The 12,854-nt window shown below is 65.5% G+C and carries 12 protein-coding genes; 5 read left to right on the forward strand and 7 right to left on the reverse strand.

Annotated elements, in window-relative coordinates; translation table 11 throughout:
- Positions 1-63 precede the first annotated feature (63 nt).
- The 5 genes from BLS61_RS19550 (at position 64) to BLS61_RS19570 (ending at position 5,839) form a co-directional block, all read left to right on the forward strand.
- Complete coding sequence (locus BLS61_RS19550; protein WP_090433651.1) at positions 64-513, forward strand: REP-associated tyrosine transposase; 450 nt, start codon at positions 64-66, stop codon at positions 511-513.
- 201 nt (positions 514-714) lie between these two features.
- Positions 715-2,070, forward strand: a complete 1,356-nt coding sequence (locus BLS61_RS19555; protein WP_090433653.1) for an 8-oxoguanine deaminase — start codon at positions 715-717, stop codon at positions 2,068-2,070.
- A 327-nt stretch (positions 2,071-2,397) separates the two neighbouring features.
- The gene (locus BLS61_RS19560) at positions 2,398-3,480 is read left to right on the forward strand and encodes a BMP family ABC transporter substrate-binding protein (RefSeq protein WP_090433655.1); all 1,083 of its coding nucleotides are present in this window, start codon (positions 2,398-2,400) and stop codon (positions 3,478-3,480) included.
- Positions 3,481-3,687: 207 nt separating this feature from the next.
- A complete protein-coding gene (locus BLS61_RS19565; RefSeq protein WP_090433657.1) occupies positions 3,688-4,647 on the forward strand; it encodes a 2-oxoglutarate and iron-dependent oxygenase domain-containing protein in 960 nt (319 codons plus the stop codon).
- A gap of 244 nt (positions 4,648-4,891) precedes the next feature.
- Positions 4,892-5,839 (forward strand): adenosine deaminase, encoded by a 948-nt coding sequence (locus BLS61_RS19570; protein ID WP_090433659.1) that lies wholly within the window; start codon positions 4,892-4,894, stop codon positions 5,837-5,839.
- A 63-nt stretch (positions 5,840-5,902) separates the two neighbouring features.
- Here the strand turns inward: BLS61_RS19570 and BLS61_RS19575 are convergent, their stop codons facing one another.
- The 7 genes from BLS61_RS19575 to BLS61_RS19605 all read right to left on the reverse strand — a co-directional run bounded on the left by BLS61_RS19575 (position 5,903) and on the right by BLS61_RS19605 (position 12,765).
- On the reverse strand, positions 5,903-6,439 hold the full coding sequence (locus BLS61_RS19575) for a cytochrome b/b6 domain-containing protein (protein WP_090433661.1): 537 nt from the start codon (positions 6,437-6,439) through the stop codon (positions 5,903-5,905).
- Positions 6,439-6,705, reverse strand: a complete 267-nt coding sequence (locus tag BLS61_RS19580; protein ID WP_090433663.1) for a PepSY domain-containing protein — start codon at positions 6,703-6,705, stop codon at positions 6,439-6,441. The genes BLS61_RS19575 and BLS61_RS19580 overlap by 1 nt, the downstream gene beginning before the upstream one ends.
- A gap of 126 nt (positions 6,706-6,831) precedes the next feature.
- Positions 6,832-7,326: a copper chaperone PCu(A)C gene (locus BLS61_RS19585; protein WP_208598824.1), complete on the reverse strand. Its 495-nt coding sequence runs from the start codon at positions 7,324-7,326 to the stop codon at positions 6,832-6,834.
- A gap of 32 nt (positions 7,327-7,358) precedes the next feature.
- Positions 7,359-8,738: a PepSY-associated TM helix domain-containing protein gene (locus BLS61_RS19590; protein ID WP_090433738.1), complete on the reverse strand. Its 1,380-nt coding sequence runs from the start codon at positions 8,736-8,738 to the stop codon at positions 7,359-7,361.
- Positions 8,739-8,781: 43 nt separating this feature from the next.
- Positions 8,782-10,212 carry a hypothetical protein gene (locus BLS61_RS19595; RefSeq protein ID WP_090433667.1) on the reverse strand — a complete coding sequence of 477 codons (1,431 nt, stop codon included), beginning with the start codon at positions 10,210-10,212 and terminating at the stop codon, positions 8,782-8,784.
- Positions 10,209-12,254, reverse strand: coding sequence for a TonB-dependent receptor family protein (locus BLS61_RS19600; RefSeq protein ID WP_090433669.1), 2,046 nt, complete (start codon positions 12,252-12,254; stop codon positions 10,209-10,211). The genes BLS61_RS19595 and BLS61_RS19600 overlap by 4 nt, the downstream gene beginning before the upstream one ends.
- Positions 12,255-12,378: 124 nt before the next feature.
- Positions 12,379-12,765: a DUF2946 domain-containing protein gene (locus tag BLS61_RS19605; protein WP_090433671.1), complete on the reverse strand. Its 387-nt coding sequence runs from the start codon at positions 12,763-12,765 to the stop codon at positions 12,379-12,381.
- Between the last annotated feature and the right edge of the window lie 89 nt (positions 12,766-12,854).

Below are 12,854 nucleotides of genomic sequence, written 5' to 3' on the forward strand. Positions count from 1 at the left end.
CTTTAGCCGCGACAAGAGGTTTTCGGCTATACCTGTGTCACACCCTGATCGAGAGGCAAAGGAATGCCCCACTCAGCTCGCTTGCGTGCCGGCCGGTTTTCGGAGGCACAGCGCATCTATCTACTCACCGCCACGACCGAAAGCCGCGAAACGCTTTTTTCGGATTTCACTGTTGGTCGACTCGTCGTCGCGGAACTGAAAGCTGCGCAGCAGGAAGGCCTGGTTGAATCACTGGCCTGGGTGCTCATGCCCGATCATCTGCACTGGCTCATCGCCCTGCAGCAAGGCTCACTGAGCGGACTGATGCGCCGCATCAAAGGACGCAGTGCCAAGCGGGTCAACGCCTTGTACGGTAGACAGGGGAAGCTCTGGCAGGATGGTTTTCATGATCGAGCGTTGCGCCGCGAAGAAGATGTTCTGCCCGCCGCACGGTACATCGTCGCCAATCCCCTGAGGGCTGGTTTGGTCAGCCGGGTGGGCGATTATCCATTGTGGGATTCGGTATGGCTCTGACCTTTTGAGAGTCGCGGCTGAAGCCCCTCCCACAAGAACAGCACTGATCCGTGGGAGCGGCTTCAGCCGCGATCTGGGTTGTTGCCCCTGACTCCAGAGTCAGCTATCTTCCCCCGCACGTCTACTCCGACGCACCTGGATCAGCAGACAGGGTCAACACTGAGCTGGCTTACCTGACATCAACCTCAGAGGAGCCTGCTCATGGCAGCCACCCGCATCTGGATCAAGAACCCTCTCGCCATCTTCACCGCCAACGACCTGGACGCTTCCGGCGGCCTGGTGATCGAGAATGGCCGCATCGCGGAAGTGCTCAGCAAAGGCCAGCAGCCTTCAACACCCTGCGAGCAAACCTTCGACGCCCGCGAGCACGTGCTGCTGCCGGGCCTGATCAACACCCACCATCACTTCTACCAGACCCTTACCCGCGCCTGGGCGCCGGTGGTCAACCAGCCGCTGTTTCCCTGGCTGAAGACGCTCTACCCGGTGTGGGCACGCCTCACCCCCGAGAAACTGGCCCTGGCCAGCAAGGTGGCGCTGGCCGAGCTGCTGCTGTCCGGCTGCAGCACCGCCGCCGATCATCACTACCTGTTCCCCGGCGGTCTGGAAAACGCCATCGATGTGCAGGTCGAGGCAGTCCGCGAACTGGGCATGCGCGCCATGCTCACCCGCGGTTCGATGAGCCTGGGCGAAGCCGACGGCGGCCTGCCGCCGCAGCAGACGGTGCAGCAGGGCGAAGTGATCCTGGCCGACAGCCAGCGCCTGATCGGCCAGTACCATGAGCGCGGCGATGGCGCGCAGATCCAGATCGCCCTCGCCCCCTGCTCGCCCTTCTCGGTGACCCAGGAAATCATGCGCCAGAGCGCCGAAGTGGCCGCGCAGCTGGACGTACGCCTGCACACCCACCTCGCCGAAACCCTCGACGAGGAGGATTTCTGCCTGCAGCGCTTCGGCCTGCGCACCGTGGATTACCTGGATAGCGTTGGCTGGCTCGGCCCGCGCACCTGGCTGGCCCACGGCATCCACTTCAACCCCGAGGAGATCGCCCGTCTGGGCGCTGCCGGCACCGGCATCTGCCATTGCCCCAGCTCCAACATGCGCCTGGCTTCGGGCATCTGCCCCAGTGTCGAGCTGGAAGCCGCTGGCGCCCCGCTGGGCCTGGGCGTCGACGGTTCGGCCTCCAACGATGCGTCGAACCTGATCCTCGAAGCGCGCCAGGCGCTGTATATCCAGCGCCTGCGCTACGGTACCGAGCAGATAACCCCGCAGCGCGTGCTCGGCTGGGCCACGCGTGGTTCGGCGCGCCTGCTCGGGCGAAGCGATATCGGCGAGCTGGCAGTCGGCAAGCAGGCCGACCTGGCGCTATTCAAGCTCGATGAGCTGCGTTTTTCCGGCAGCCACGACCCCATCGCGGCACTGCTGCTATGCGGCGCCGACCGCGCCGACCGAATGATGATCGGCGGCACCTGGCGCGTCATCGACGGGCAGATCGAAGGGCTCGACGTGGCGCAGCTGATCGCCGATCACCGGCAGGCGGCGAAGCAGTTGGTCAACGCCTGATCCCGAACCGTATGGGGCGCCGTGCGCACCGAAAAACTGCCGGTGCGCACGGCGCACCCTACGAGTTAAAGCGTCTCCCGCAAGAACAACGCCAACCTGTGGGAGGGGCTTCAGCCGCGACCGCCGTTTCGTCGGTGCCGGGACAGGAACGACGCACCACAACACGACATATAAGGCTGCTGCGCACCAATACCGCTCCCACTACCAGCCAGGCGCACAGGCAGAGCGCCGCCAGCCCCGCTATCTGTCTTGTTGGTCAGCTTTTTGCAGTCATGGGCTCAGCCAACCAACGGCCATCCCAATACCAAGACTGGAGCTGTACCCACCATGCACAAGAAGAGCAAGAAACCGCTGCTGCGCACCCTCGTCGCCGCCCTGGGCCTTGGCGCCATGCTCAGCGCCTCGGCAGCCGATCCGCTGAAGGTCGGCTTTGTCTATATCGGCCCCATCGGCGACCACGGCTGGACTTACCAGCATGAGCAGGGCCGGCAGATGCTGATCAAGGAAATGGGCGACAAGGTCACCACCAGCTTCGTCGAGAACGTGCCGGAAGGCGCCGACGCCGAGCGGGTGATCCGCAACATGGCCAAGGGCGGTTTCGACCTGATCTTCACCACCTCCTTCGGCTACATGAATCCGACGATCAAGGTGGCCAAGCAATTCCCCAAGGTCACCTTCGAGCACGCCACCGGCTACAAGCAGGACAAGAACGTCGGCACCTACCTGTCGCGCTCCTATGAAGGCCGCTATGTCGGCGGCTTCCTCGCGGCGAAGATGACCAAGACCAAGAAGGTCGGCTACATCGCGTCCTTCCCGATCCCCGAGGTGATCCGCGACATCAATGCCATCCAGCTGGCGCTGGACAAGTACAACCCGGGCACCGAGATCAAGGTGGTGTGGGTCAACACCTGGTTCGATCCGGGCAAGGAATCCGACGCCGCCAACGCGCTGATCGACCAGGGCGTGGACGTGATGTTCCAGCACACCGACAGTCCGGCGCCGATCCAGACCGCCGAGCGCCGCGGCATCTACGCCGTCGGCTACGCCTCGGACATGGCCCACTTCGGGCCGAAGGCCGTGCTCACCTCCATCGTCAACGACTGGGGCCCGCACTACATCAAGTCCACCCAGGCGGTGCTCGACGGCACCTGGCAGCCGCAGGACTTCTGGGGCGGCCTGGCCGAAGACACAATCGAACTGCCGATCAGCGACCTGGTGCCGGCCGACGTGAAGAGCGAGGCCGAGCAGATCATCGCCGACATTCGTAGCGGCAAGTTCCACCCCTTCACCGGCCCGATCAAGGACCAGAGCGGCGTCGAGAAGATCCCGGCTGGCGTCGCAGCGACCAACGCCGAGCTGGCCGCGATGAACTACTACGTGGAAAACGTGAAGGCCGAGCTGCCGAAGTAACAACGCAAAGCATCGCGGCTGAAGCGCAATGCCGCCCAGCCGCTCCTGCGTCCGTAGGAGCGGCTTCAGCCGCGATAATTTGGAAATCACCGATGCCGTCCCTGCTTATCTCAGCAGAACCGCATCACCGTGGCGCCGGCCTTTGGTGTCACGCATCGCTGCCCTGGGTACGAGAAGACTCGCAGCACCGCCCACCCGAGGCTGAACATGAACGCATTACCCATCATCGACATCGCCCCTCTCTACGCCGACGACGCTTCGGCCTGGCCTGCCGTGGCCGAGCAGATCGACCGCGCCTGCCGCGACTGGGGCTTCTTCTACATCGTCGGCCACCCGATCAGTGCCGAGCGCATCGACGCCCTGCTCGGTGCGGCGAAACGCTTCTTCGCCCTGCCCGCCGAAGAGAAACTCAGGATCGATATCACCCGGACCACCCACCACCGTGGCTACGGGGCGATTGCCACCGAGCAGTTGGACCCGAGCAAGCCGAGCGACCTCAAGGAAACCTTCGACATGGGTTTCCACATGCCCGCCGATCACCCCGAGGTGCTGGCGGGCAAACCGCTGCGCGGGCCGAATCGCCACCCGGATCTGCCCGGATGGAACGAGCTGATGGAACAGCATTACGCCGACATGCAGGACCTGGCCAAGACCCTGCTGCGCGCCATGGCCATGGCGCTGGACATCGAGCACGCTTTCTTCGACGCGCGCTTTCATGAACCAATCAGTGTGCTGCGCATGATCCACTATCCACCGCGCCATACCGCCACCAGCGCCGAGCAACAGGGCGCCGGCGCGCACACCGATTACGGCTGCGTCACCCTGCTCTACCAGGATGACGCCGGCGGCCTGCAGGTGCGCGCGCGTAACGGCGAGTGGATCGACGCGCCACCGATTGCCGGCAGCTTCGTGGTCAACATCGGCGACATGATGGCGCGCTGGAGCAACGACCGTTACACCTCGACGCCGCATCGGGTGATCAGCCCGCTGGGGGTGGATCGCTACTCCATGCCGTTCTTCGCCGAACCGCACCCGGACACCCTGATCGACTGCCTGCCCAACTGTTCCAGCGCGGATAACCCGGCCAAGTACAGGCCGGTAACCAGCGCCGAGTACCTGCTGTCGCGCTTCGCCGACACCTATGCCTATCGGCGCGAGGAGGCATAGAGCTGAATGCCGCCAACTGTAGGAGCGACTTCAGTCGCGAAATTCGCGGATGAATCCGCGCCTACCGTAAAGCATCGTAGGGTGGATGACGCTCTTTTCATCCACCGCTTCGGCACCGGCACATCCATATCGGTGGACATGAAAAGCGATGTCCACCCTACGCAACGGGCCAGGCGGCGCAGCACGATCCTGTCCCACCCGTTAAACTTTGCCGTTACCCAAGCCTGATAACGAGAACCCCACCATGCCCGAATGGCTCAACGCCCTGCCCAAGGCCGAACTGCACCTGCACCTGGAGGGCTCGCTGGAGCCCGAGCTGCTGTTCGCCCTGGCCGAACGCAACCAGATCGCCCTGCCCTGGGCCGATGTCGAGACCCTGCGCGCGGCCTACGCCTTCAACAACCTGCAGGAGTTCCTCGACCTGTATTACGCCGGCGCCAACGTGCTGCGCACCGAGCAGGATTTCTACGACCTGACCTGGGCCTACCTGCAGCGTTGCAAGGCGCAGAACGTCATCCACGTCGAGCCCTTCTTCGACCCGCAGACCCATACCGACCGCGGTATTCCCTTCGAAGTGGTACTGCGCGGCATCCAGCAGGCGCTGCGCGACGGCGAGCAGCAGCTGGGCATCAGCCACGGCCTGATCCTCAGCTTCCTGCGTCATCTGCCCGAGGAAGAAGCCTTCAAGACGCTGGAGCAGGCCATGCCGTTTCGCGATGCCTTTATCGGCGTCGGCCTCGACAGTTCGGAGAAGGGCTTCCCGCCGCGGCTGTTCGAGCGGGTGTTCGCCAAGGCGCGTAGCGAAGGCCTGCACGCGGTGGCGCACGCCGGCGAGGAAGGCCCGCCCGAATACATCTGGGAAGCGCTGGACCTGCTCAAGGTCAAGCGAATCGACCACGGCGTACGCGCCATCGAAGACGAGCGGCTGATGCAGCGCATCATCGACGAGCAGATTCCGCTGACCGTCTGCCCGTTGTCCAACATCAAGCTGTGCGTGTTCGAGCACATGGGCCAGCACAACATCCTCGAGATGCTCGAGCGCGGCGTGAAGGTGACGGTGAACTCGGACGACCCGGCCTACTTCGGCGGCTACGTCGGCGAGAACTTCGCTGCCCTGCACGAACACCTGGGCATGACCGAAGCGCAGGCCAGACGCCTGGCGCAGAACAGCCTGGACGCACGCCTGGCCTGAGCAAGAGCATCGCCGCTGAAGCGCCTCCCACAGTGGGAGGGGCTTCAGCCGCGACTTGTAGTATCAGTGTTCCGACAGCTTGCGCCGCTTGCCGGTGACCATCGACAGCGGCAGGTTCTCACGCAGCCGGTAGCTCTCGAACAGGGCGGCGGCGATATGCAGGCCCACCAGCGCCATCAGCGCGTTGGCACAGAACTCGTGGATCTCCAGCGGCAGATCCGCGCCCCAGAAATAATCGACCTCCTCCATCAGAAAGCCGGTTACGCCCAGGCCCAGCATCAGCGCCATCATCAGGATCATCACCAGCGCGCCCAGCGGCGAGTGCCCGAGACGGTGATACGGCTGCCCGCCAATCAGCGCGCGCAGGTGCGCGCCGAGACGTGCCGGGGTCGGCCAGAAATCGGCCCAGCGCGCCGCCGGCGTGCCGACGAAACCCCAGAGCAGACGAATCGCCAGCCAGGCCACGGCGTAGTAGCCGAACCAGCGATGCCAGCTTTCGCCTTCTTCGGTAAAGAAGTAGTTGGCCAGAAAGGCGCCGGCCAGGGACCAGTGGAACAGGCGCACCACCGGGTCCCACAAGCGTACGGTTGCGGCGCCCATCAGCGTTCCACGTTGCTCTTGACGGCATCACCGCTGACCGGATCGAAGTAGATCTCGACCTTCTTGCCGTCCTTGTCGAAGCCGTAGATTTCGTAGCAGTTGCCTTTGGTGACCTTGAACTTGCTGATCTGGTAGCCCTGGGCCTTGAGGCCGGACTGGAACTTGTCCTGATCCTGCCACTGCGACATGTCGGCAGTGGTGCACTGCGTGGCGGCCAAGGTCAGCGGGCTGGCCAGAGCCAGGGACAGCAGAAGCAGTGTGCGCATGATCGAATCCTCGTCGGTGCAGGGAGAGTGGGTCTGCAGCCTCACTCTCGCCGCTCAACCTTAAGGCCGTATTAGCGCATGCAGATACGCCGCCCGGCTGCGTGCCGGGCATGCATACCGCGAACTTCAGTGCTGGTGCTTGCCCGCGTCGTGGCCGGCGGCATGCTCATGGCCGGCCGGGGCATCCTTCTGCACGGCAACCTGCACCTCGATCTCGCCGGCTTTCTCGAAGGTCAGGGTCAGCGGGAAACGCTCGCCGTCGCTGGCCTGCTGCTTCAGGTCGAACAGCATGACGTGATAGCCCATGGGCTCGAACTTCACCTCGCCACCGGCGGGGATGGCGACGTCCTGCACCTGCTGCATCTTCATCACGCCATCTGCGTGCACGTGCTCGTGCAGCTCGGCCTTGCCCGCCACCGGCGTGCTGGCGCCAAGCAGGCGATCGGCTTCGCCGCCCTTGTTGTGAATGACGAAATAAGCCGCGGCCGTCGGCGCCACAGGCGGCATCTCGCGCGACCAGGGGTGGTCGATATGCAACTGGCCGACTTCATACTCGTGGGCCTGGGCCAGCATCGCAGGCAGGATCAAAGCGAGGCCTAGCAGGGTTTTGCGCAGGTTCATGCGGGTTGTCTCCGGGTTGAGGTCTAGGAAAATCATGGCACGTCTCGGTTGGCCAGGGGGGCTCTGAGCAGCAGGCCCAGGCAGCGGTCGAGCGCCCAGATCAGCAACAGCGAGGCGCCCACCAGAGGGAACAGCACGCCGAGCACGATCATCACGCCGATGGCGCTCTTCCAGCGCGGCAGGTCATGGCGCAGCGGCGGTACGCCAAGGCGGCCGGCCGGGCGGCGTTTCCACCAGATCACCAGGCCACTGACGGCGCTGAGGATGATCAGCAGGCAGACCAGTGCCATCAGGATCTGGTTGGCCAGGCCGAACATCTTGCCTTCGTGCAGCTTCACGCCACTCTCTACGGCCCGCGCCACCAGGCCGTAATCCGCCCAGCGCACATCGGCCAGCACCGCGCCGCTGTACTGGTCCAGGTGCAGGGTGGCGTCGTTGCGCGGGTCATCGGCGAACAGTGCGACGCTGTACACGCCAGTGGCGCCCTGCGGGAAGCTGATGCTGTAGCCGCGCTGCACGCCGCGTGCGTCGGCGGTGTCGACCACCTGCTGCAGGCTGATGCGCGGCGCAGCCGGGCCCTGGTCGTGGCCGGCATGGCCGCGATGCGCCGCATGTGGGTCGGAGGCCGGCAGCGGCGTCACCTCCGCCGCCCAGGACACGGTCTGCTCGCGGCTGCTGTTGAGGCTACCGGCGAGTTGCCCGGACTTCGGTACCTCATCCCACATCGCCGCGGGAAACTGGTTCCAGGCGCCGGCGAATTGCGCCCCCCAAAAGCCGGTCCAGGTCATGCCGGTGAGCAGCATGAACAACAGCAGCAGCGAGCCCCAGAACCCGGTCACCGCATGCAGGTCGCGCCACAGCAGGCGCCCTCGTGCATGCAGGCGCGGCCAGAGCACGCCGGCCGGGTTGTTGCCGCGTGGCCACCACAGGTACAGACCGGAAACCACCAGCACGATGCCCCAGCCCGCGGCCAGTTCGATCAGCCGGTCACCGAGGGTGCCGATCATCAGATCGCCGTGCAGGGTGCGCGCCACGGCCTGCAGGTTCCATTGCCCGTCCTGCTCGCCGAGCAGCGTGCCGCGATAGGGATCGACGAACAGGTTGAGCGGGCGCCCGTCGCGCTCGATGACGAAATGCGCGCTGCGACCTTCGCCAACCGGAGGCAGGTACTTGCTCAGCGTGGCATCGGGATACAGCCGTTCGACCAGTGCCAGCTGCTGGTCGGCGCTGACGCGCTGCTCGGTCGCCGGCGCCAGCATCAGGTGCGGGTACAGCCAGGTATCGAGCTGCGGTTTGAACAGGTAGATGATCCCGGTGACCGACAGCAGGATCATGAACGGGATGACGAACAGCCCGGCGTAGAAATGCCAGCGCCAGGCCAGGTTGTAGAACGAGACATTGTTCATTGCCATCTCCAGGCAGAGGGGTGGACGCAGCGCGTCGGCAGCCAAGGCATCAGCGCGCACTCCGGCGCAGCAGGCTCAGGCCGACCAGCGCCAGCAGTACATGCGACAACGCCACCAGGCCCAGCATCAGATGTTTGTAGCCATTGCCCAGACCGGCGAGAAACTCCCACTTGTGCAGGTAGGCGAACGCCCAGCCCTCGCGGCGGTCGACGTCCTGCACGCGGCTGGCCAGCGCGCCGTCCAGCGGATCGATGTACAGGGCGGTGTTTTTCGCATCGGCGTAAGTGGCCTTGAACACCGGCAGGCGCTTGAAGACGAAGCCGTACTCGTGATCGAACTGCGCCTGCAGCTCAAGGCTCTGCATCTCGCCCAGGCCGAGCGCGGCGGCGTAATGCTCGAGACGCTGGCGAGCATGGCGGCGCGCGCTGTCGCTATCCAGCTCCCGGCCAGCGGCATCCAGGTAGTGCAGGGTCGGCATCATGCCGAACTGCTGGCCCTGGGCGCGCCAGACCGGCTTGCCGTCCAGCTCCAGCAGGCTCAGGCCGAACAGCTGCTCGCCACGCAGCAGCCAATCGGCGCTGGGCGCCTGATCCAGCAGCGCCACCTCGAAACTCGCCGCGTAGGCGGCAGGCCAGGGTTCTGCCGTCTGCTTGTGCAGCAGGTGCCAGGCGCCGCTGCTGGCGAAGCTCAGGGTCGCCGCAGCCAGGCCCAGCCCCCACCAGCCATGCAGGCGGCGACTGAAACTGCGGGCGCGGCGCCGCGCCACGAACAGCGCGATGCCGAACAGCGTCGCGCTCAGGATCGAGGCCAGCAGCAGGGCCATCAGCAACGGCCGCAGCGGCCCGGCCGCATCCAGCCAGCGAAAGCTGTGCAGGGTCTGGAAGAAGGCGCTGAACCAGGCCTTGCGCTGATCCACCAGGGTGCCGAGGCGGTCATGGAACAGATCGACGTACAGCCTCAGGCCGTCCTCGCGCCGGGTGTCGACCCGCGCCACCGGCAGCAGGCGGTTGATGAAGGCATATTCGCTGCTGAAGTGCCCGAGGCTGCCGCCGTAGGTCAGGCTTTCCTCGCTGCCGAGGTAATGCCGGGCCAGGCTTTCGGCATGCGCCGCGGTCAGGTCCACGGCCTCGCCACTGCGCGCATGCCAGTAGCGTGGCTGCAGTTCGCCGGGCAGACGCGCCTGATAGTAGGGCTCGCCGGCCAGCACCAGCAGGCGCAGCGCCTGCACCCGCTCGATGGCCGCAGCGGAGAGCACCTGCGCGGGGCTGCGCAGGTCGTCCAGCGGCACCACCTGCTGCGGCGCGGCCATGGTCTGCGCCCGGGGCTGCAGGTAGCCCATCAGCGGATGCAGCATGCCGCTGGCGGCCCAGCAGAACACCCCGAGGCAAGCCAGCACTGCCAGGCGCCGGTGCCAGGGCATCAGCCGCAACAGGCGCTGACGCCAGGTCGCGCGCGGCAGCGTCTGCAGGGCCGCCGTCACAGCTTCCACTCCAGGCCGACGTACAGGCTGCGGCCATCGCCGGGCATGAACAGCGCGGCATCCTGGCCATTGGCGTTGGCCACCACGCCGGTGGTGGCGATGTAGGTCTTGTCGGCAAGGTTGCGCCCCTCGACGAAGAAACCCAGGCCCTCGCGCGAACGGTAGCCGCCCTTCATCCCCCAGATGGCGTAGGCCTCGGCATACAGCGACTCGGCATGGTCGGCCGCGTAGTGCACCGGCACCCACTCCAGGGTCGGGCCGACATACCAGCCATCCTGCTGCCAGAGCAACTCGCCCTTGAGGAACTGGCTCGGCACGCCGGCGATGCGGTTGTTGCCATAGGCGGGATCGTCGTCGAAGCGGAAGTCGTTGAGCAGGTATTGCCCGCGCAGGAGCAGATTGCCCAGCTGCCAGGCGGCGCCCAGCTCGATGCCCTGATGCACGGTGCGATCGGCATTGGTGGTGATCACCTGGGTGGGGTTGAGCGGGTTGGTGTAACCGAGCAGTTCATCGCGAACCTCGCTGCGGTACACCGCCAGGTCCAGATCCAGGTGGCCGCGGCTGATGCGCATGCCGGCTTCCAGCATGGTGGCCTTCTGCGCGTCGTTCTCGGTGACGATGGCGCCACCGGTCAGCTCGCTGAAGGTGGGCGGCTCGAAGCTCTGGCTGAGGTTGCCGAACAGTTGCACGCCTTCGGCCAGTTCGTGGCGCAGGCCGATCCGGCCAATCCGCGCGCTGTAGCTTTTGGTGAAGGAGTCATCGCGAAAACCGCTGGGCAAGCCGGCGAAGTTGAAGCTGCTCTTGAGCTTGTCGTCGATATCGCGCTCGCTGTGCAGCCAGGTCAGGCCGCCGATCAGCGCCCAGTCCTCGGCCAGCGGCACTTCCAGCTCGCTGAAGGCGTTGAGGCTGCGCGCGGTCTGCAGCTGACGGTCGACCAGATTGCCACGCCGACCAGATACGTTGACGTAATTCTTCGTCTGGTTGCGCCCCTGCAGCGCCTCGACACCGGCGCTCCAGCGCCAACCCTCGGCGTTGTGCCACTTGTGCGTCAGGCGTACGCCGATATCCTCGCTGTCGACCTCCAGCACCTGGAAGATCGGGTGCCAAAGCGACTTTTCGCTGTAGAAGCTCGACAGCTCCAGGCTATGGCCGCCATCGAGTTGCAGGGTGGTGATGTTGCCGAACCGGTTGAGCGTGAAGTCGCGCTTGTTGTCGCCCGTCACCGTGCTCGACGCGGCCTGCTCGGGGTTACGCCGCAATTGCGCCTTGGTCAGGCTGCCGGGAATTTCCGAGTCGGTTTCCACGTGGCTGATGTAGAAGCGCGTGGCCAGTCTCTCGTTGATGCGCCCGCCGATATTGGCGAAGTAGCGCTGATTGTCCTGACGGGCGTGATCGCGGAAACCGTCCTGGGCATAGTCGGAAACGCTCAGGTAGGCGTCCCAGTCGCCGAACTCCTGGGCGACGGCGCCGAAGACGCGGCGGTAGTCGAAACTCCCCGCCTCGGTGCGCAGCTGCGCCTTGGGCGCGCTCTTGCCGGTGGGCGTGACGAAGTTGATCGCCCCGCCCAGGTTGGCCGCGCCGTAGCGCCAGGCATTGGCGCCACGCATCACCTCGATGTGGTCCAGGGCGATCGGCTCGATGCTCTGGAAATCGCCACTGCCATCGGCCAGGTTCAGCGGCGCACCATCCTGCATCAGCAGGATGCCGCGCTGGTGGAAGGTGCGCTGCAAACCCGAGCCGCGAATCGACAGGCGCGACTCCTCGGCGCCGGAGCGCGACTGGATGTAGACCCCGGTGGCGTGCCCGAGGGCGTCCTGCGGCGAGCTCGCACGCCCGGTCTTGTAGGTGTCGGCATCGACGATGCCGGCACCGCCGGGAATGCGCGCGAACTCGGCGCGCTTCTCGGCGATGCTCGGTGCGGTGGCATCGCGCTGCTCGCGCGCCACCACGGTGCTGTCTTCCAGCTCGATATGCGCGGCATGAGCGCAGGTGGCCAGGCTGGCACTGGCGGCCAGCAGGCTGAATACGGACATCTGACGCATGGATTTCCCCCAACGTCGGCTGGTCGGGTGCCGCCCGGATGCAGGTTTGCAGGCACCGACAAGCGCAGTTCTTATCTGATCGCAGGTAACCAACGCGGCCCTAGGTGCGGCCGCCAGGAACGACTCAGATCAGCGCGGGAGAAGCGCGGGGATTGGCCGAGGGCCAGAGATAGCGAAGCGGATGCGGGACGAACAGCCAGGTCGCAGCAGGCCTGCGAGCGGCTGCCAGCAAGCCCAGCAAGCCGAAGAAGGCGGCCAGGATGATGGCGCTGAACAGGCTGCCCAGGGCGCAGCCGCTGCCGGTGGCCGGATTGGGCGCCACCACGCCGGAGCCGTCGAGATCGGCACCGGCACCGAAGTTGCCCTCGAACGAGCAGTACTGGCTGCTCAGCCCGCTGAGCTGCAGGCCGGCCATCTGACCATGGCTGATGGCGCAGGCGAACGCACCGAACAGGATGCTGAAGTACAGCAACCAGGCGATCAGCGAGCGGTCTTTGCGGGCCAGTTTCATGGGGCGCGACTCTAAACAGAGGATGGCGACGCGACACTGCGGTGCGTTGCCGCAGTCGTTTGGTACGGGAGTCTAGCAGGCGTTCGCAG

Origin of the sequence: Ectopseudomonas guguanensis (assembly GCF_900104265.1) — a bacterium.
Lineage (GTDB): Bacteria > Pseudomonadota > Gammaproteobacteria > Pseudomonadales > Pseudomonadaceae > Aquipseudomonas > Aquipseudomonas guguanensis.

Bases quoted from the DNA above. Each gene is read 5' to 3' on its own strand.
- BLS61_RS19605 (WP_090433671.1), bottom strand. From the start codon at position 12,765: ATGAAACTGGCCCGCAAAGACCGCTCGCTGATCGCCTGGTTGCTGTAC.
- BLS61_RS19565 (WP_090433657.1), top strand. From the start codon at position 3,688: ATGAACGCATTACCCATCATCGACATCGCCCCTCTCTACGCCGACGAC.
- BLS61_RS19560 (WP_090433655.1), top strand. From the start codon at position 2,398: ATGCACAAGAAGAGCAAGAAACCGCTGCTGCGCACCCTCGTCGCCGCC.
- BLS61_RS19590 (WP_090433738.1), bottom strand. From the start codon at position 8,738: ATGGCAATGAACAATGTCTCGTTCTACAACCTGGCCTGGCGCTGGCAT.
- BLS61_RS19550 (WP_090433651.1), top strand. From the start codon at position 64: ATGCCCCACTCAGCTCGCTTGCGTGCCGGCCGGTTTTCGGAGGCACAG.
- BLS61_RS19580 (WP_090433663.1), bottom strand. From the start codon at position 6,705: ATGCGCACACTGCTTCTGCTGTCCCTGGCTCTGGCCAGCCCGCTGACC.
- BLS61_RS19585 (WP_208598824.1), bottom strand. From the start codon at position 7,326: ATGAACCTGCGCAAAACCCTGCTAGGCCTCGCTTTGATCCTGCCTGCG.
- BLS61_RS19555 (WP_090433653.1), top strand. From the start codon at position 715: ATGGCAGCCACCCGCATCTGGATCAAGAACCCTCTCGCCATCTTCACC.
- BLS61_RS19575 (WP_090433661.1), bottom strand. From the start codon at position 6,439: ATGGGCGCCGCAACCGTACGCTTGTGGGACCCGGTGGTGCGCCTGTTC.
- BLS61_RS19570 (WP_090433659.1), top strand. From the start codon at position 4,892: ATGCCCGAATGGCTCAACGCCCTGCCCAAGGCCGAACTGCACCTGCAC.
- BLS61_RS19600 (WP_090433669.1), bottom strand. From the start codon at position 12,254: ATGCGTCAGATGTCCGTATTCAGCCTGCTGGCCGCCAGTGCCAGCCTG.